This window comes from Streptomyces sp. NPDC002701 (assembly GCF_042889045.1).
Lineage (GTDB): Bacteria > Actinomycetota > Actinomycetes > Streptomycetales > Streptomycetaceae > Streptomyces.
Genome location: NZ_JBIAQL010000006.1, coordinates 345,787 through 362,870 on the forward strand (window position 1 = coordinate 345,787; position 17,084 = coordinate 362,870).

Annotated in this window: 16 protein-coding genes; 8 read left to right on the forward strand and 8 right to left on the reverse strand. The window is 70.1% G+C overall.

Going from position 1 to position 17,084, the window contains the following annotated elements; translation table 11 throughout:
• Nucleotides 1–104 precede the first annotated feature (104 nt).
• On the forward strand, nucleotides 105–647 hold the full coding sequence (locus tag ACFYXC_RS20120; protein ID WP_389553345.1) for an NUDIX hydrolase: 543 nt from the start codon (nucleotides 105–107) through the stop codon (nucleotides 645–647).
• Nucleotides 648–789: 142 nt separating this feature from the next.
• Here the strand turns inward: ACFYXC_RS20120 and ACFYXC_RS20125 are convergent, their stop codons facing one another.
• Nucleotides 790–1,524 carry a D-Ala-D-Ala carboxypeptidase family metallohydrolase gene (locus ACFYXC_RS20125; protein WP_389553347.1) on the reverse strand — a complete coding sequence of 245 codons (735 nt, stop codon included), beginning with the start codon at nucleotides 1,522–1,524 and terminating at the stop codon, nucleotides 790–792.
• A gap of 279 nt (nucleotides 1,525–1,803) precedes the next feature.
• Here ACFYXC_RS20125 and ACFYXC_RS20130 point away from each other — a divergent pair, with 279 nt between their 5' ends.
• Together ACFYXC_RS20130 and ACFYXC_RS20135 are read left to right on the forward strand one after the other, a co-directional pair.
• On the forward strand, nucleotides 1,804–2,265 hold the full coding sequence (locus ACFYXC_RS20130; RefSeq protein ID WP_389553348.1) for a pyridoxamine 5'-phosphate oxidase family protein: 462 nt from the start codon (nucleotides 1,804–1,806) through the stop codon (nucleotides 2,263–2,265).
• Nucleotides 2,266–2,425: 160 nt separating this feature from the next.
• Nucleotides 2,426–2,884 carry a hypothetical protein gene (locus tag ACFYXC_RS20135; protein WP_389553350.1) on the forward strand — a complete coding sequence of 153 codons (459 nt, stop codon included), beginning with the start codon at nucleotides 2,426–2,428 and terminating at the stop codon, nucleotides 2,882–2,884.
• Between the two features lie 90 nt (nucleotides 2,885–2,974).
• On the opposite strand, the gene ACFYXC_RS20140 is transcribed toward ACFYXC_RS20135, so the two are convergent.
• Entirely contained in the window at nucleotides 2,975–3,556 is a 582-nt protein-coding gene (locus ACFYXC_RS20140) for a TetR/AcrR family transcriptional regulator (protein WP_389553352.1), read from the reverse strand.
• A 50-nt stretch (nucleotides 3,557–3,606) separates the two neighbouring features.
• On the opposite strand from ACFYXC_RS20140, the gene ACFYXC_RS20145 reads away from it, so the two are divergent.
• Nucleotides 3,607–4,563: a quinone oxidoreductase family protein gene (locus ACFYXC_RS20145; RefSeq protein ID WP_389553354.1), complete on the forward strand. Its 957-nt coding sequence runs from the start codon at nucleotides 3,607–3,609 to the stop codon at nucleotides 4,561–4,563.
• A 55-nt stretch (nucleotides 4,564–4,618) separates the two neighbouring features.
• On the opposite strand, the gene ACFYXC_RS20150 is transcribed toward ACFYXC_RS20145, so the two are convergent.
• Both ACFYXC_RS20150 and ACFYXC_RS20155 read right to left on the reverse strand, forming a co-directional pair.
• Nucleotides 4,619–6,109: a carboxylesterase/lipase family protein gene (locus ACFYXC_RS20150; protein ID WP_389553356.1), complete on the reverse strand. Its 1,491-nt coding sequence runs from the start codon at nucleotides 6,107–6,109 to the stop codon at nucleotides 4,619–4,621.
• A gap of 22 nt (nucleotides 6,110–6,131) precedes the next feature.
• Nucleotides 6,132–7,046 (reverse strand): MBL fold metallo-hydrolase, encoded by a 915-nt coding sequence (locus ACFYXC_RS20155; RefSeq protein WP_389553358.1) that lies wholly within the window; start codon nucleotides 7,044–7,046, stop codon nucleotides 6,132–6,134.
• Between the two features lie 210 nt (nucleotides 7,047–7,256).
• On the opposite strand from ACFYXC_RS20155, the gene ACFYXC_RS20160 reads away from it, so the two are divergent.
• Nucleotides 7,257–10,013, forward strand: a complete 2,757-nt coding sequence (locus ACFYXC_RS20160) for an AAA family ATPase (protein ID WP_389553495.1) — start codon at nucleotides 7,257–7,259, stop codon at nucleotides 10,011–10,013.
• A gap of 92 nt (nucleotides 10,014–10,105) precedes the next feature.
• On the opposite strand, the gene ACFYXC_RS20165 is transcribed toward ACFYXC_RS20160, so the two are convergent.
• The 3 genes from ACFYXC_RS20165 to ACFYXC_RS20175 all read right to left on the reverse strand — a co-directional run bounded on the left by ACFYXC_RS20165 (nucleotide 10,106) and on the right by ACFYXC_RS20175 (nucleotide 13,295).
• Nucleotides 10,106–10,675 (reverse strand): hypothetical protein, encoded by a 570-nt coding sequence (locus tag ACFYXC_RS20165; RefSeq protein WP_389553360.1) that lies wholly within the window; start codon nucleotides 10,673–10,675, stop codon nucleotides 10,106–10,108.
• Between the two features lie 152 nt (nucleotides 10,676–10,827).
• Nucleotides 10,828–11,709, reverse strand: a complete 882-nt coding sequence (locus ACFYXC_RS20170) for a helix-turn-helix transcriptional regulator (RefSeq protein ID WP_389553362.1) — start codon at nucleotides 11,707–11,709, stop codon at nucleotides 10,828–10,830.
• A 101-nt stretch (nucleotides 11,710–11,810) separates the two neighbouring features.
• Nucleotides 11,811–13,295, reverse strand: coding sequence for a carboxylesterase/lipase family protein (locus tag ACFYXC_RS20175; protein WP_389553363.1), 1,485 nt, complete (start codon nucleotides 13,293–13,295; stop codon nucleotides 11,811–11,813).
• A gap of 363 nt (nucleotides 13,296–13,658) precedes the next feature.
• Here ACFYXC_RS20175 and ACFYXC_RS20180 point away from each other — a divergent pair, with 363 nt between their 5' ends.
• On the forward strand, nucleotides 13,659–14,165 hold the full coding sequence (locus ACFYXC_RS20180) for a hypothetical protein (RefSeq protein WP_389553365.1): 507 nt from the start codon (nucleotides 13,659–13,661) through the stop codon (nucleotides 14,163–14,165).
• Nucleotides 14,166–14,266: 101 nt separating this feature from the next.
• Nucleotides 14,267–14,881, forward strand: a complete 615-nt coding sequence (locus tag ACFYXC_RS20185) for an AAA family ATPase (protein WP_389553366.1) — start codon at nucleotides 14,267–14,269, stop codon at nucleotides 14,879–14,881.
• A gap of 198 nt (nucleotides 14,882–15,079) precedes the next feature.
• Here ACFYXC_RS20185 and ACFYXC_RS20190 read toward each other — a convergent pair whose 3' ends face one another.
• Nucleotides 15,080–16,048 carry a LysR family transcriptional regulator gene (locus tag ACFYXC_RS20190; RefSeq protein WP_389553497.1) on the reverse strand — a complete coding sequence of 323 codons (969 nt, stop codon included), beginning with the start codon at nucleotides 16,046–16,048 and terminating at the stop codon, nucleotides 15,080–15,082.
• Between the two features lie 39 nt (nucleotides 16,049–16,087).
• On the opposite strand from ACFYXC_RS20190, the gene ACFYXC_RS20195 reads away from it, so the two are divergent.
• Nucleotides 16,088–17,011, forward strand: coding sequence for a serine hydrolase (locus ACFYXC_RS20195; protein WP_389553499.1), 924 nt, complete (start codon nucleotides 16,088–16,090; stop codon nucleotides 17,009–17,011).
• Nucleotides 17,012–17,084: the final 73 nt, after the last annotated feature.

Here is a 17,084-nt window from a genome sequence, read left to right on the forward strand (position 1 = left end):
ATCCGCGGAGCACGCTCAGGACCGTCCGGCGGCCGAGGCGACCACCGCGCCGGTTGGATGCCGACCGGAGTGGAGATGGCGGGGGGCGATGGCCGGAGGTTGCGATGGCCGCCCTCTGCTTTGCGAAAGGGTGGGCCGGGAAGCATGTGAACGTGGCCGACCGACCGCTCGCAGCCGATGACCGTGGCAACACCCTGCTCTCGTTCACGCGGGGGGACGAGGCGACTCCGCCGGGAGACGCGCCACTGCCTGCAGCGCTCGTCGCCCTGTGGTGTGCGGGCAGGGTCCTCATGGTCTTCGACCGATACCGTCAGTCCTGGGAACTGCCTGGTGGGTGCATCGAGCAAGGTGAGACACCTCGTCAGGCGGCTGTGCGTGAACTGTTGGAGGAGAGCGGGCAGGAGCCGACCGGACCACTGGGGTTCGTCGGTTACGCAGGCTTCGTCCTGGCACCCGATCAACGGGCCGAATACTTGGCCGTGTTCGCGGGTCACTGTGCGGGAGTCCGCGACTTCCAGGCCAACGAGGAGACCACTGCCATTCGCTGGTGGGATCTTCGCGAAGAGCTGCCAGGGCATGTCGGGCCCCTGGACGCCTACCTCGCCGAGCTCACGCGCCCGCCCGAGCAGATCGCTCCACCGGGCTGAGTAGCCGACGCTGTCGGAGGGCTCGCAACGCCCGCCCGAGCGGGTGGTCTCGGTGTCGGCCGGTCGGCGACACGTCGGTGAGGTCGTAGACCCGCCTGGGTCTGCTGGGTCACCGGCAGCCGCCGACTCGGACGACGAGGGCTCAGACGCCGCAGGTGGGGGCGGACCAGTAGGGGGAGGGGTCGAGCGCGACGTGGGTGTGGTCGTCGTGGCCGGGGTAGCCCGGGCCGAGGATCTCCGAGAAACCGTGCGTGCGGGCCTGCTGGGCGAGGCGGCACAGGGTGGGGGAGCCGGTGAGGTCGGCGGCGTCGCCGTACAGGTGGCGGCTGGTGGACGAGCCGCCGACGGCGCTGTTGCAGGCGCGGGAGCGGAAGCCGCTGGAGACGGTCAGGGGGACGTCACCGAGCGCGTGCCGCATGGCTTCAAGTTTCCACATGGTCTTCAGCGCGTTCGCTTTGGCGGTGGCCGCGGAGACCGCCCCGCCGGACCAGTCGGAGTTGCAGCGGTTGAGCTCGGCGTAGCTGAAGTGGATCGGAGTGCAGTCCGCGTCCTGAAGTGCGTACAGCTTGCTGAAGGTCGCCTCTCCGGCGACTCCGTCGGCGGCGAGGCCGTACGCGGACTGGAACTTCTTGACGGCGGCGGTCGTGCGGGCACCGAACTGGCCGTCGTAGGAAAGACGCTCGCCGGAGGTGACCCATCCCGCGACGCGGATCTGGAGCTGCGTGACGTCGTTGCCGGAGGCGCCCTGGGAGAGGGGGCGGCTCCAGGTATAGCACTCGTCGGCGTGCGCGGTGCCCGCGGTGGCGCTCACGCCGATCACCATTCCCGACGCGACCATGACAAACGCGATGAGGGAACGTGCCATCCGTCTGAACATCCCGACCTCCGGGTCATCGTTGTTCGGCTGGTGTGACGACCGCCCTCGCGGCGGTGATCGGTGCCCAGCTTGGAGCCGCTCGCTACGCGCGTCAACAGCGCGACCGTGGCGGGGTGGTGAACGGTCGCGATGACCGGCCCCCGACCCCCCGGCCCTCGACCCGCGCAGCCGCCGTGACCTTGGGGGGAGCATGCCGGAGCCGGTAGTCAGGCGGAACCACCGAGATGTAGGACCGACGCCCGAGGCGCGCATGGGAACGGCTGGCTAGGGTCGGCGTCCATGGATACCACGGGAACCACTCGGCGTGATGTGCCGGAGCGCAGGCGCGACACTCTTGAACGACTTGCCCGAGAACGGGACGTATGGGTGTCGACGGCCCATCCGGAGCATGGCCCGCATCAAGTGCCGTTGTGGTTCTGGTGGGACGGACAGACTGTGTGGATGTGCACCGGCGAGACCTCCGCCACCGCGCGTAACGCGCGCAAGGAGCCCCGTGTGCGCCTGGCATTGCCGGACACCTTCGACGTGGTGCTCCTGAAGGGGGAGGCGGAGTGCTTCTCGGAGCGAGGCGTGCCCAAGGACGCGGCGGACGCGTTCGCCGACAAGTTCGGGTGGGACCCACGTACGGAAGAATGCTCTTTCCTGTACATACGCGTGGCGCCGAAGACCGTGCTTGCCTGGCGCGGCGAGCCTGAACTGCGTGGCAGAGTCCTCATGCGCGAGGGAGCGTGGCTGGAGTAGGAGCCGGGAGCAGTCTCTCGGCCGGGATACCACGACGCCGACCACTGGCTATGCGTCCGCGCGGCCGGAGCTGTACTTTCGGCGCCGCCGAGCGTCTGTGCCGGACGAGTCGTTGTCCGTATGCTGGGACGGCACCTCGTGGAAGAGGGGACGGAATCCGGTGAACAGCGGTGAGCCATGCTGGAGTTGTGGTGATCCGGCGCGGCACTCGTCCGCGCTGAACGTCAGGCTGCGCCGTGAGGAAGGGGGTGGCGCCTTCCCGGGCGTCATCATTGTCGCTTACCGCAAGACCAAGATCCGCGTCCCGCTCTGCGCCCGGTGCAAGAAGGTCTGGCGACCCGCGCTGCGTTCCCGGATGCTGGCCATGTGGAGCTTGACCCTCGGACTCATCCTGATTCCGTCTGCGCTCATCATGGGCGGACTGATGGCGTTCTACTACCAGTCCGGCAAGGTGTTCGCGATCGCCGCAGGTGTGGCGGTTGCCATCGGGGGAATTGCCGTCGCGGTGGGCCTTCCGGCGTACCGCGCCCAGGACAGGCACCCCGAGGGACTGCGCCACCCACACAGCCATCCCCGCGTGGTGGCCCTCACCGACAGCGGCTTCGGCATTCTCAACTAGTACTGACTAGTACTGCCTGGTCCCGCGACGGCGGTCGGGCTGCTGCTCGGCAGCAGGGGGCGGAAGCGCCACCGGCGAGCGCACGCATGGTCACAACAGCAGGTGGTCGAGGCAGAGGTTCAGGCCGGCTTCCAGGTGTTCCGTGGAGCCGGTGGAGAGCAGGACGGTGACACCGCCCTGGATGGTGCCGATCACGGCTGCGGCCGTGCGGTCGGCGTCGAGCTCCGGGTCGGCCTCGCCGGCCGCTTGTGTGGCCTCGATGCCGGCTCGGACGCATTCCTGCCAGCGCCGCACCAGTTGCGCCGCGACGGCTTGCGAGGCCGGACTGTGGCGGCCCACGTCGGAGATCAGCACCCCGAGCGGACAGTACAGCCCTTGGTCGCGGTACTGCTTGATGATGAGATCGCGCCACGCTTCCCAGGCCGCCCGCGAGATGAGTTCGTTCAGGTACGGCTGCTGACTCTCGAACACGCGGTCGGCTTCATGTGTGGCGACCGCCAGCAGGAGCTCTTCCCGGCCCTGCGGGAAGTAGTGGAACATCTGCCCCTTTCCCGTTCCGCTGCGCCGACCTACGTCGTCAAGCGTGGTGGCGTTCGCGCCACGTTCCCGGATCTCGGCTGCGGCGGCTTCGACTATGCGCAGGCGAGTTGCCTCGCCCTTCCTCGTGCTCATCTCAAAAAGTGTACTTGCAGGTACATTTTTTGGAACCTAGCTTCGGCCGCATGAGAGCGATAGTCATCAGCGAAGCAGGCGGACCGGAAGTGCTGCAGCTGCACGAGCGGCCGACACCTCGTCCGGGCCCAGGAGAGGTGTCGGTGGACGTCCGGGCAGCCGGAGTGAACTTCTTCGACGTCGGTGTCCGCAGAGGGCGGACGGCCGAGATGCCCGGCATAGAGGGTGCCGGTGTGGTGAGGGAAACGGGTGAGGGCGTGCATGAGTTCGCCCCGGGGGATCGTGTCGCGTGGCTGACGCTCGAGACCCAGGCAAGCTATGCGGAGCAGATCGTCCTTCCCGTGGCCAACGTCGTCGCGGTGCCCGACGCCATCGACGACGAGACGGCCGCGGCCGTGCTGTTGCAGGGCCTGACCGCACACCACCACTCCACCGTCTGCCACCCGGTACAGCCCGGGGACATCACGCTCGTGCACGCCGCGGCCGGCGGGGTCGGACTGCTGCTCACCCAGATGATCAAAGCTCGCGGCGGCATCGTGATCGGCCTGGTGTCGCGGCCGGAGAAGGCCGAGATCGCCATCGCCGCCGGCGCTGACCACGTCGTGGTCTCCACGGGCGACGCGTTTGTCGGGGCAGTGCAGGAGCTGACCGGCGGCGAGGGGGTGCACGCGGTGTTCGACGGCGCGGGCGGCCCGACGTTCTCCGCCTCACTGCAAGTACTGCGTACGCACGGCACGATGGTGTTCTACGGACCCCTGATCGGCGACGTGCCGACCATCGCGATGAACGAGATCCCGCGCAGCACCCGCCTCACCTACGGCACACTTCCCGACCACGTCCGTACCCACGAGGAGCTCGCCGCGCACGCGGCCGAACTGTTCGCGCTGGTCGAGAGGGGCGAGCTGGTCGTCCGGATCGGCGGCCGCTACCCGCTGGCAGAAGCGGCAAGGGCCCACGCGGACATCGAGTCGCGTACGACCACGGGGAAACTGCTGCTGATCCCATAACCGGTACTACAGATTCCGTAACCGGTACTACAGCCGGGGAGAGGGTGGCCGGAGGTCAGCGCCAGGCATGGCGTTCGTGGCTGCGGGGGTCCTCGACCTGGGTCCACTCGGTGTCGATGCGCATCGTGGCCCGACGCTCGTCGTCGTACGGGTCCCAGCCGGGGTCGCCGGTCCTGGCGAATTGGATCCACGTCCCGTGCATACGGGCGGCGAGATCCACGGGGGGTTCGTCGGGGCCGAGCAGGGTGGCGGATCCGTGCAGCTGCGGAAGATGGGCGACATCGAAGACGAAGGGCAGCTCGACCCCGTGGGTGGCGCCGAGCTCTCCGTCCAGGGCGTGGGACCGCCAGGCGAACTCGTAGGCATAGGTGGCGAGTTCGGAGTGGGCGGCATGTGCGCCGGCCAGGGCCCAGCTGCCTACGCCGAACAGCGCGTCGCCCATGATGGCGGAGCGCAGCTCTCCGAAGGACGCCTCCGGGCGGGATTTCCGGTACGTCTCCACGAGTCGCGCCGGCTCCGGGTGCGAGCGCGCCGCCGTCTGGTCGACGTCACCGGCGGTCGAGGTGGCGTATTGCCCCATCGGGACCAGATACAGGCGTCCCTCTTCGGTGTTGGTCCCGATGAGCAGGTCGACGTCGCCGCTGAAGCCGGCCGCGACGGATTCGGCGGGCTGCGTGTCGAGGACCAGACTGAAGGGGCTGAGTCCGATCAGTGGGTCGTGATGCGTCTCGGTCCGTAGGTCGATGCCCGCGAGCCGGGAGGCGGCGTCGACCAGGCGGTCGTCGGTGACGGTGGCGAAGGCGTCGGCCTGGGGCTCGATGCCCAGCACCTCGGCCGCTGCCCGGGTGACACGGGCGGCTTGCTCGGTGGTGAACGCCCCCAGGCCGCTGCCGCTCTGGACGATCGCCCGGCGGAACAGGCCGGCGGCCTCGGGGGCGGCGAGGACGCCGCCGACGATGGTCGCCCCGGCCGACTGGCCGAAGAGGGTGACGTTGTGCGGGTCGCCGCCGAAGACGGCGATGTTCTCCTGGACCCAGCGCAGGGCGGCGACGACATCGAGCAGGCCGCGGTTGGCGGGCGCGCCGGGGATGTCGAGGAACCCGGCGATGCCGAGCCGGTAATTGAGGGTGACGAGGACGACGCCGTCGCGGGCGAAGGCGGAACCGTCGTACAGCGCCGACCGCGTCGATCCGGCGACGAATCCGCCGCCGTGGACGAACACCATGACAGGCAGATCGCCGCCCCCGGCGGCGGGTGTCCAGATGGTGGCGGTGAGGTAGTCCTCGCCACGGCTCCAGCCGGAGCCGAAGTAGGGGGACATGTCCACGCTGCCGAGCCGGCGTTCGGACTGCGGCGCGTTGGGGCCCGGCACGGTGGCGTCCCGTACGCCGTCCCACGGCTCGTGCGGCTGCGGCGGCCCGAACCGGCCGGCGCCGCGGGGCGGGGCGGCGTAGGGGATGTTCAGGAAAGTGGCGGTGTCGCCCCGGCGCAGGCCACGGACGGCTCCCTGCGCCGTGGTCACGACGGGCTCGGGGTGGTGGCTCATGTCTCGTGCCTCTCCGCAGGACTCAGGCATTTACGGTGTACGGGGCGAAGGGGGCCCAGCCCTTGATGGCGAACGTGTCTCCCTCGCGTACCACCTCGGCGGCGCCGTGGCCGCCCAGGTGCGCGGGGATCACGAGTGCGTTGTTGTCGGCCGCCCAGCCCAGCACCTTGCGGCGGGTGGCGCGGGCGCCCGCGGGGTCCTCGCAGAAGCAGCTGTTGGAGTCGGGCTCGATGATCTGCACGGGACTGTGCAGCATGTCGCCGACGAACACCGCGCGGTCCGTCCCCGAGGTGAGAGTCAGGACGGAGGAGCCCGGGGTGTGTCCGGGAGCCGCGTCCAGGCGGAGACCGGCGTCGATCTGGTGGCTGTCTTCCCACAGCAGCGTCTGGCCGCCCTGGTGCACCGGGGCCACACTGTCCTCGAAGACGTTCTGGTTACCTCGCCCGAGCAGCGGTTTGTGGCCGTTCTCGGGATTCCAGAAGTCGAAGTCGTCCTTAGGCATCAGATAGGTGGCGTTCGGGAAAGTGGGCACCCACTGGCGACCGTCCAGGTACGTGTTCCAGCCGACGTGATCGATGTGGAGATGGGTGTTGATCACGATGTCCACGTCCTCGGGCGCGACGCCGGCGCGTGCGAGATTGCCCAGGAAGCCTGTTTCGAGGCGGCTCCAGACCGGCGCGTACGGGCGGTCCTTGTGGTTGCCCACACCGGTGTCGACGAGGATCGTCCTGCCTTCGCTGCGCAGCAGCCAGGTCTGAATCGCGGAATTCACGATATTGGTCTCGGAATCAAGAAAATGCGGGGTCAGCCAGGGCGCGCTGTCGTCCCACACCTCCTTCGAACTGTCCGGGAAGAAGGCGTGCGGCGTCATTTCGACGGAGCCGAAATACTCCCATACCCGTGTGACGGATACGTTGCCCAACTCGATCTGGTCCATGAGAAATCCTCGGAATGGGGAATCTTTCCCGGAACCGTAGGAGCGGCCTGGGCGTTCGCGGTATCCGTAACGTGACTGCACCTGGGCGCACGGCCCGGCATCCGGTCCGGCCGCTTGTAGCCTGGAGGGGTCGGTGCAGGGCGGCGCCGGTCGAAAGACGCAATTCCGGGAGACTCCGTGGGCGACGACACAGGCGACCGCGGTGCGGTCATGGGACCGAAGCCGGATCCAGGGGAGCCGATCGTCGGCCGGGACGCAGAATTGGCACGCCTCTTTCGTGCGGTGGACTCGGTGTCGGACGACCCGGTGCTGATGCTGGTCGGTGATGCAGGCACGGGCAAGAGCGCGCTCCTTGAGCGTGCGGTACGCCGGGCCGAAGCCGGCGGTGCTCGCGCACTGCGTGCCGAGGGCAGTGAGTCGGAGTCGAACCTGGCGTTCTCCGCGCTGCACCAGTTGCTGCGGCCGGTGCCGGCCGCGGTGGACGGACTGCCGGCGAAGCAGCGCGCCGCGTTGCGGGACGCCTTCGGCGAGGGGGCGGCTGCCTCGGGACCCGATCTCATGCTGGTCGGGGTCGCCGTCCTGAGCCTGTTGTCAGGCATGGGCGACCAGCAGCCGGTGCTCGTAGTGCTGGACGACGCGCAGTGGTTCGATCGTGCCTCCCTGGATGTGCTGGCCTTCGCCGCGCGGCGGTTGGACGGTGAACCGGTCACGATGCTGATCGGGGCCCGTGGTGGTGATCACCTTCCGGGATTCGACCGTCAGGTGCCGGTGCTCACCCTGGGACCGCTCGACGACGACGCCGCCAACCAACTGCTGGATGTACAGGCGACGCGCCCCACGGGTCGCACCAGGTCGCGGATACTCGACCAGGCGGGCCGCAACCCGCTGGCGCTGATGGAACTGACGAGAGCGGCCTCGGCACCCGACACGGCCGCGGGGTTGTCGTCCGCAGGCCCGCTCCCGCTCACCGACCGCCTGGAGCGGATCTTCGCCGCCCGTCTGGACGACCTCCCCGCCTCCACCACACGGGCTCTGCTGCTCCTGGCCGCCATGGACAGCGCCGACTCCATGATCGCCGTCTCCGCGGGGCTGCCACGAGCCGAGGACGCGGCCTGGCTGCCGGCCGAGCGGGCCGGACTGGTCCGACGGACCGGCCGGGACGTGCGGTTCCGCCACCCACTGGTCCGCTCCGCCGTGTATCACGCCGCATCCCTTGACGCCCAGCGCGAGGCTCATCTCGCGCTCGCCGACATGCTGCGGGACGAACCGGACCGGCGTGCCTGGCATCTTGCCGCCGCCTGCCCGCAACCGGACGCGGCCGTGTCGGCGGAACTGGAGTGGACCGCCGCCCGGGCCCGCCGCCGCGGCGGCCATGCGGCGGCGGCCCAGGCCCTGCAACGGGCCGCGGAACTCGCACCGCGACGCGAGGACAGTGCCCGGCTGCTGGTCGAGGCCGCATCCGCGGCCGTGTTCACCGGAGACATCGCCTGGGTCGAGGAGCTGGTCGCCACGGCACGCACCCGCACGGATGACGCGACCCTGCTGGCCTCCGCCGCCGTGCAGGCCGGACGGCTGGCGGTCCTGACCGTGCGCCACACGGTGGTCTTCTCCCGACTGGCCGACGCGGCTGAGCAGTTGGCGGCCTCCCAGCCCGCCGCCGCGCTGGACCTCGTGGCCGGCGCCGCCGTGGTCCGCTTCTACTCCGGAGTGGACACCCAGCGCCACCGCATCCAGGAAATCCTGCGGCGCCTTCCCGCGAACGACTCACACGCAGGCTTGCGCACCTGGGTGAGGGCCGTCTCGGACCCCTTCGACGACCGGAATCAACTTGTCCGCCTGCTACCGCAGTTGATTGCCGAGGCCGAAGCACGGCCGGAGCGGCTCAGCTCTGCCGGGATCATGGCGTGGCTGCTGGACGAGACCCCACAGGCCGTCCGCGCCTTCGACACAGCCCTGGACCGCTGGGAGCTGCAAGGAGCGCTGCCCGAAGGGCTGGGCGGTGCGGTCGGCTGGGCCTATGTGGAACGAGGACTGTGGGAACAGGCCCGTGAGGCATGCGCCCGCACCACCGCGGTCGGCCGGGCGGCCGGCCTCGACCACGCCGTGGCCTGTGCGGCCACCGTGGACGCCACCGTGCTGGCCCTCCAGGGCGACACGTCCTCGGCCCGGACCCGGGCCGAGGACGCGCTCATGCTCATCGATCCGCTGGAGAGCCGCTCGGTCGCCGTCTACGCCCGCCGTGCCCTCGGCGCCGCGGCAGCAGCGGAAGGTGCCTATGAGGCCGCGTACGGCCAACTCCGGCTGATCTTCACGGCGGACGGTGCGCCCGTGCACTACCACTCCTCCTACCCGGCCCTCGCGGATCTGGCCGCCGCCGCTGTGCGCTGCGGCCACCACGAGGAGGCCGGCGCGATCGTCGAACGCTCGGCATCCGCACTGGCGGACAACGCTTCCCCTCGTCTGCGTGCACTGATCAGCCGAGCCCGTGGCCTGCTGGCGGATCCCGAGGACGCCGAACCGCACTTCCGGGCGGCTCTGGCGGACCCGGTACTGGAGTACTGGCCCTTCGAACGCGCACAGACCTTGCTGGACCTCGCCGAGTGGCTGCGTCGCCGTCGGCGCATCGCAGAGGCGCGTGGGCCGCTCACCGAGGCCCTGGAGATCTTCCGTCGCCTGAGCGCGCGCCCCTGGATCGAGCGTGCCAGGGCCGAATCGCGCGCCGCCGGCCTCGACATCACTGACGCGGCCCCCGACGCGCTCGCCGAACTCACCCCGCAACAGCAGCAGATCGTCCGACTCGCCGCGCGCGGGCTGACCAACCGTGCGATCGGCGAGAAGCTCTTCCTCTCCCCGCGCACGGTCAGCTCGCACCTCTACCGCAGCTTCCCCAAGCTGGGCATCACCGCCCGTTCCCAACTGCGCGACCTCATGGAACCGCCCCTCGCGACCGCGACCCACCAGGAATAGGGACGCGACCACCAGAGCGAGGCAGGAGTGACCCGGCGGTCTTTCACTGACCGTCCGGAACAGCGTCACGGACGGCTGCCTGCCGGCCGTAGTCAGCGCAGGCCGGTCGACCACGCCGTGAGTGCGGCGAAGTCGTTGCTGGTGAGACCGCAGCGGGGATCGACCCGGTGCAGGAGAGCGGGGCCACTGTGATGCCTGTTCACCCAGGCACGATCCGCCTCGGTGATCTCGTCGTCGATCCAGGCGAACGCCCGGCCCTTCGCCCACGCGACGATCTCCGGCGTCTTCCAGAACACACCGTCCCCGGGCGCGTCCCGCGGCGAGGGCCAGGCGATGAACGGCAGCTCGGGCAGCCCCAGAACCGGCGCGACGAAAGCGTTGGCTTCCTCCTCCCACGTGGTGGCCCACACCAGCTCGAAGGGGAGCGCGGCCAGTGCCGGGCCGTGAGCTGGGTTGAGCCACACCCGCAGCGGTTTCACGGGCTTGTTCGGCAACCCCCACTCGGTCAGCCGACGCCGTTCGGCGGCTTCCCAGCGGGGCGTCAGAAGCCGGTGCGTCTGATAGCCCTCGGGCCGTCGATACGGCTTCGCGGCATACGGATTGAGCGGCCCGTCCACGTCCACCAGCAGCACTGGGCGCACCGGCCCACCCCCGTTCCGCATCGCACGCTACCAACCGAGGGCGAGAGCGCCCAGCGAGATCTCAGCAGATGACGGAGGTCGATCGTGTGCGATGGCTTCGGGCAGGCAGCAGTGGGCCGGATGTCCGCGAAACGTTCCGCATGCCTGGCCAACTGATGGGAGGCGCAAACGGTTCACTCCAGGGGCGGTGATGCCGGTGCAGCACCAGACCCGTCGCCAGGCATGTGCCGCAAGCCGTGCGCCTGAAGGGACTCGAAGCGTTCCGCGGTTCCCGAGCCCGGCTGTGGGCGCAGGACGACCAGGCGGTGACCGCCCGTCGCGCTGAGAACGATGTCGCAGTGCACGTCGAGAGCACCTGCCTCGGGGTGGTGGAGGGTCTTGGCCGTCGATCTGTTGGGTTCGACCTCCATCTTGTCCCAGTACGTCGCGAACTCCGCACTGCGAGCCGACAGGTCGGCGATCAGCTCCCTGACGACGTCGTCGTGGCCGCGGGCGGCAGCGGCCGCCCGCAGACCGGCGACGTACGCACGTCCGGTCGCGTCCTCGGTCTCCAGAAAGTCCCGCCTGCGCGAATCCGGTTCGGTGAACCATCGCCAGATCGCGTTGGCCTGACGGCCGGGACGCTGTGTCCAGGGGCCGAACAGCGTGGTACTGAGCGCGTTCTGCGCAACCAGGGTGGTGAGGTCGTCCACGATGTGGGCGGGCACGGTGGTGAGCGAGTCGAGCAGGAACATCATGCCGGGCTCGGCATACCGTCCCGTCGACACTTCCGCCGGCGGCGTGTGTCCAGCCAGCCGGAAGAGATAGTCCCGTTCGTCCAGGGTGAGTCGCAGTGCCCGCGCGAGGTCGGCGAGAAGTGCTTCCGAAGCGTTGGCACCCCGGCTCTGTTCCAGCCGTTCGTAGTAGTCGACGGAGACATCGGCGAGCAGTGCCACCTCGGCGCGCCGCAGTCCTGGAGTACGACGGCGACTGCCGGGAATCAGTCCGACGTCCGAGGGCCGCAGGGCCTCACGCCGGGTTCGCAGGAAGCGTCCCAGCTCAGTACGGTCCGCCACAGAGTCCTCACAAGCTTGTGTCCGGCGTCGTCGGCCAGAAGGTCCGGCGCTGGCGTCATTCTCGCTTCGCCGCCGGCCCACAAGCTCGATCGGGCAGGGCCCTACCGGTGGCCGTCCCACAGGGACCGTTGCCGCGCGCGGGGATCCGTGCGGACCTCCGGGACGGTGTCGAAGTGCATGGTGATGCGCTCCTCGGGATCGTACTCGGCCCAGCCCGGCCTGCCGTCGGTCGCGAAGGAGACCCAGGCGCCGTGCATGACGTCGGCGAGCCCCTGCGGAGGGTCGACACCGAGCAGGGGAAGCATGGCCGGATCGCCCAGGTTGTCGAAGACGAAGGGGATCTCGGCCGTGTGGCAGGCGCCGATCCGGCCGTCGAAGGTGGGCGGCCGCCAGCCGAACTCGTACAGATACGTGCTGCCTCGCTGTCCGGCGCGGGCCTCGGCGAGGCGGATCGCGGGGAGGCGGTAGAACCAGTCGGTGGTCAGCGCGGACAGTAGCTCGCCGGGGGTGGCGTCCGGGTAGTCCACGAGGTAGACGGCTACGGCCTCGTCGGGGTCGAGGCCGTAGCCCGCCGCCGCGGCCCTCAGATGAGGGTGGCCCAGGACGTCGAGGAGACCGGTCGGCACGAGGAAGAGCCGGAACTCGTCACTGTTGGTGCCGATCAGGATGTCGACGTCACTGCCCGCGCCGGCAGCGATCGCCTCGATCGGGGGAAGAGGCAGCAGGTCGCCGTCGACGACGGGTTCGAAGGGCATCAGGTTCATCGCGGCCTCGCCCCACAGGACCGGGTCGGGGGTGGCCGCGACGGCCGAGCGCAGTTCCTCCGCGGCCTGGACAAGTCGGTCGAGCGGAACGGCCGCGAGGGCTTCACGGGTCGGGGCTGTGCCGAGCAGGCCGGCCAGGTGGTGGCCGAGTCCGCGGGCGGTGTCCGGGCGGAGGATGTGGTGCGCGGCGCCGCTCTGCAGAATGGCACGGCGGAAGAGTCCGGCGGCACGGGGTGCGGCCAGTAGGGCGCCGATGCTCATGGCTCCGGCGGATTCACCGAACACGGTGACCTTGCCGGGGTCACCGCCGAACGCGGTGACGTTCTCCTGCACCCAGCGCAGTGCGGCGAGCTGGTCGAGGAGGCCGAGATTGGCCGTGTCTCCAGGGCCGAGGTGGAGAAAACCGTCCACTCCCAGACGGTAGTTGACGGTCACACAGACGACACCGTCACGGGCGAACCGGCTGCCGTCGTAAAGAGGCACCGCGCCCGAACCGTTGGTGAAGGAACCGCCGTGCAGCCAGACCATCACCGGCAGCCGACCTGTTCGGTCCGGCGTCCAGACGTTGAGGTTCAGGCAGTCCTCGCCGGGGATGTCCACCTCAGGGATGATCTCGTCGAACGGGGAGGGGTACGGGCCCTTCTGCGCCGTGGGACCGTAGGAGAGCGCGTCCCGCACACCCTCCCAGGGCGTGACGGGCCGGGGTGGCAGGAAACGGTTCGGTCCGACGGGCGGGGCAGCGTACGGGATGCCCTTGAAGACGGCGATGCCGCCGATGTCCGCGCCGAGCAGGCTGCCGTCTCGCGTGACGACGGTGACCATGGGGTCCTACTTTCGGTGGTTCGGGGTGCTGAACAGATGGGCGCACGGAGAGCACCGGCCCGGGCGCACGGACCAGCGCCGCGTGGCTGCCGTACGCCTCGGCAGACGATGACCCGCCCCGGGACGCGAAGAGGCGGCTCCCGGGGTTGGGATTGTCCGCGGCGACCATCGTGGTGCAGTAACGCGACATCTCCCGCGTCTCCCGCAGACCCGGTCTGGCAGGACGACCTTCCGGCCTGCTTCTGACTCATACAGAGAGTCGTCCGACACCGTCGTGACGACGGGACGAAGGTTCCGGCAGCGGGGCATGACGGCGAAGGGCCGGTCTGCGGGAGCCGTCAGCTCTTCGATCAGGGAGAAGACATGCACAGTATCCGCCGGATCCTCAGCGTGGGAACGGCCGCGTTCGTACTCGGGGCAGGACTCCTGGCCGGCTCTTCCGGCGCGGCTCAGGCGGCGGCATCCGACTGCACGGGAGGCGCCAACGGTTTCACCGACATCCCCGACAGTCTCAGCGGCCAGGGTGTGGCGGGGGCGGGAGCACTGGTGATCAGCAATCCCCACGCCGTCGCCTCATGGGCGATGCAGGCCGGCAACGTCGGCGGCAGACAGATGGGGTGGGGCGTCTTGAGCACCGGAGGAGCCGGCGATTGGGGACCCGGTGCCAGGGCCGCCGTCTGGATGTATGTCACCGACGACAACAAGGAGTCGGTGATCACGTGCGGCCCGTTCGAGGTGAGGTCGGCCGGCACGAGGATCACGACGCCCGCCTACCCGACCAGTAGCTCGGCGAGCCGGGCCTTCCAGGTCTGCGCGGTCCTGTACGGCCCGGGAGAGACCAACGGCGCAACCTGCTCCCCTTGGTGGTAGGCCGCCGCCGGGAAACCCGCGTGCCGGCGCACGTCACCGATGCCTGGGGACCAGGAGCGGTCCGCGGGTTTCCAGCCTGAACACGCGGATAACATCCGCGTATGGCGACAGGGCCTCGCGGAGGTGCGAACCGAACTGGGCCGCACCGGGAGGCCCTGTCGACGGCGCCGGGCGCGGTGGGGACCGAGGACACGCGCCTCGTCGTGATCCGCGGCAACAGCGCCTCGGGAAAGTCGTCCGTCGCGGCCGGGCTGCGTACGGAGTTCGGCCGCAATCTCGCGATCGTCGGCCAGGACAACCTGCGCCGGACCGTGCTGCGCGAACGCGACCGCCCCATGGCCGCGAACATCGGCCTGATCGACCTGACCGCCCGCTACGCCCTGGACCACGGCTTCCACGTCGTCGTGGAAGGCATCCTGTACGCAGACCACTACGGCCCGATGCTGCGGGACCTGGTGCGCGCCCACCGCGGCGTCACGCGGTGCTACTACCTCCACGTGCCCTACGCGGAGACGCTCCTCCGGCACGCGACGAAGCCCGATGCCGAGTACCTCCAGCAGGTGACCGAGGACCATCTGCGCGACTGGTACCGGGAGAAGGACCTGCTGCCCGACGCTCTGGAGACGGTCATCGACCCGGCCAGCACCCTGGAGGCCACCGTCCAGCAGATCCTGCGCGAGAGCGGCCTGGACCATGTGCTCCCTGTCGACCGCTGACGCCGTCTGCCTTGCGCACCGAGACAGGCCCCGGGGCGAGGCGGGCGGCTCGGCCGTGTTCGCGGACGCGGTGCCTGGCCCCGGGCGGGGCGCGTCGTCGAGCGCGGCCGGTCTCGCGTGCGGCGAACACCGCCGGGGCCGCCCCGTACTCGCCCCGCCCCGAAACGCGGGCGGTCGGCGCCGGCGGTCGGCACCCTGTCAGCTCCGCTCGTCATAGACCACCGACCACGGGCGGGGCGGACCGTCGGGCGGACGAGGGCTGTCGTCACGGCGCAGGGTCGCCGTACGGTCGCGGCCGAGCACACCGGCCGCGAGCTCCGCGAAGTGCGGTGCGGCCGGGTGGAAGGACCGGCCGGAGGGCCAGGCACCGGTGGTCCGCTGGGTGAGCGGGCGGCCGGCCAGCGGGCGCCAGACGACGCGGGGCTCCTTGCGGGCCACCGGCCCCCGGTCGAAGGCGAGGCCGTGGCCCGCGTGGACAAGGGCCAGCAGGAACTCGGGGTTGGCAGCGTGCCGGAGCCGGCCGGGCACGAAGCCGTCGGCACGACAGGTGTCCAGGATCCAGTCGTACCAGCCGGGGGCCTGGGCACGGGGGAAGAGCACCAGATCGTGGCCGGACAGTTCGGCGAGCGCGACCTCGGGGATCCGGGCCAGCGGTGAGGTGCGGGGCAGGACGACGCCGAGTTCCGCGCGCACCTCGGGGCCGAGGTGGAGTTCGGTGGCGTCCACGGGCTGGTGGACGAGACCGACATCGAGCCCGCCGGAGGCGAGTAGCCGCAGCTGTTCCTCCGTGGTGATCTCCTGAAGATCGACGGACAGGCCGGGGGAGTGTTCCGCGCAGGCCGCGAGCAGGGTGGAGAGCGTGGTGACCGTGGTGTCGGGAGGAATGCCCGCGCGCAGGGTGCCCAGCCCACCGTCCCCGGCGCGGCGGGCCAGTGTCCGTAACCGCTGCTCGCGGGCGAGGATCTCGCGTGCTTCGTCCAGCAGCACCATGCCTGCGGCGGTGAGCCGCACCTGGCGGTGTGATCGGTCGAACAGGTCGGCTCCGAGGTCCTTCTCCAGCCTGCGGACCGCCTGACTGAGCGGTGGTTGGGCCATGCCAAGCTGGTCGGCGGCCCGGCTGAAGTGCAACTCGTCGGCGACGGCGACGAAGATGCGCAGGTGGCGCAGGAGATCCACAGTCAGGAACCTTACGTGAGGGGCGTACCGATGGTCGAGGAACGGATCCGTGAGATCTTCGCGGGGGCGGGGGCCGACGGGCTGTTGCACGCGGTCCCCGTGGGCGAGGCCCCGGCCGTCGGAGCGGTCTCGGGGACGGAGACCCGCGGCCGGGAGGTCGCCGTCGGCGCGGACGAGCCCGTGGTGATCGCCTCGATCTTCAAGGTGCTGCTCGTTCTGGAGTTCGCGCGGCAGGTCGTCGCCGGGCAGCTCGACCCCCGCGAGCGGGTGCGGGTGACGGCGGCCGACAGGCTCGGTGGCTGGGGCACGGCCGGCTGCGCGGACGACGTCGAGCTGTCGTTGCGGGATCTGGCGTTCTTCGCGATGTCCGTGAGCGACAACTCCGCGGCGGATCTGCTGCTGGCGCGGGTCGGCCTGGACACGGTGCGGCTGCTGGCCGCGGAGCTGGGGCTCGGCAGCACGCGGATCGTGGGTGGTCCTCGTGACGTTCTGGAGTCGATGCTCGCCGAGGTGGGCGCGCGTGACGAGGCGGAGTTCGCGCTCCGTTACCCGGCTCTGCCGGACGAGCGAAAGAGGCGGCTGAGCGTGCTGGATCCGCTGGGGACCAACGCCAGTACGCCCGGTGACATCACCCGGCTCCTGCGTCTCGTCTGGTGTGACGAGGCGGGGCCGCCGGAGGCTTGCTCGCAGGTGCGGGAGCTGATGGCCCGCCAGGTGTTCCGGCACCGGATGGTGTCGGGGTTTCCCGACGAGGTGACGGTCGCGGCCAAGACAGGAACCTTGCCCGGGCTGCACATGGAGGCGGGAGTCGTCCGGTATCCCGACGGAGGCCGCTACGCGGTTGCCGTCTTCGCCCGTACGCGCGAGCTGGCCGCCTCGCGCACGGCGGTGGACGCCGCGATCGGCGCCACGGCGCGAATCGCCGTCGATTTCCTCCGCAGTAAAGGACTCTGACGTGTACTCATATGCGGACGCATATGAGTACACCCGAATTTTGATCTTGGACGCAGGGGGTCGCGTCCTGATC

Coding starts and splice junctions, on each gene's coding strand:
- ACFYXC_RS20145 (WP_389553354.1), top strand. CDS start 3,607: ATGAGAGCGATAGTCATCAGCGAAGCAGGCGGACCGGAAGTGCTGCAG.
- ACFYXC_RS20160 (WP_389553495.1), top strand. CDS start 7,257: ATGGGACCGAAGCCGGATCCAGGGGAGCCGATCGTCGGCCGGGACGCA.
- ACFYXC_RS20155 (WP_389553358.1), bottom strand. CDS start 7,046: ATGGACCAGATCGAGTTGGGCAACGTATCCGTCACACGGGTATGGGAG.
- ACFYXC_RS20150 (WP_389553356.1), bottom strand. CDS start 6,109: ATGAGCCACCACCCCGAGCCCGTCGTGACCACGGCGCAGGGAGCCGTC.
- ACFYXC_RS20180 (WP_389553365.1), top strand. CDS start 13,659: ATGCACAGTATCCGCCGGATCCTCAGCGTGGGAACGGCCGCGTTCGTA.
- ACFYXC_RS20130 (WP_389553348.1), top strand. CDS start 1,804: ATGGATACCACGGGAACCACTCGGCGTGATGTGCCGGAGCGCAGGCGC.
- ACFYXC_RS20125 (WP_389553347.1), bottom strand. CDS start 1,524: ATGTTCAGACGGATGGCACGTTCCCTCATCGCGTTTGTCATGGTCGCG.
- ACFYXC_RS20195 (WP_389553499.1), top strand. CDS start 16,088: ATGGTCGAGGAACGGATCCGTGAGATCTTCGCGGGGGCGGGGGCCGAC.
- ACFYXC_RS20185 (WP_389553366.1), top strand. CDS start 14,267: ATGGCGACAGGGCCTCGCGGAGGTGCGAACCGAACTGGGCCGCACCGG.
- ACFYXC_RS20140 (WP_389553352.1), bottom strand. CDS start 3,556: ATGAGCACGAGGAAGGGCGAGGCAACTCGCCTGCGCATAGTCGAAGCC.
- ACFYXC_RS20175 (WP_389553363.1), bottom strand. CDS start 13,295: ATGGTCACCGTCGTCACGCGAGACGGCAGCCTGCTCGGCGCGGACATC.
- ACFYXC_RS20120 (WP_389553345.1), top strand. CDS start 105: ATGGCCGCCCTCTGCTTTGCGAAAGGGTGGGCCGGGAAGCATGTGAAC.
- ACFYXC_RS20165 (WP_389553360.1), bottom strand. CDS start 10,675: ATGCGGAACGGGGGTGGGCCGGTGCGCCCAGTGCTGCTGGTGGACGTG.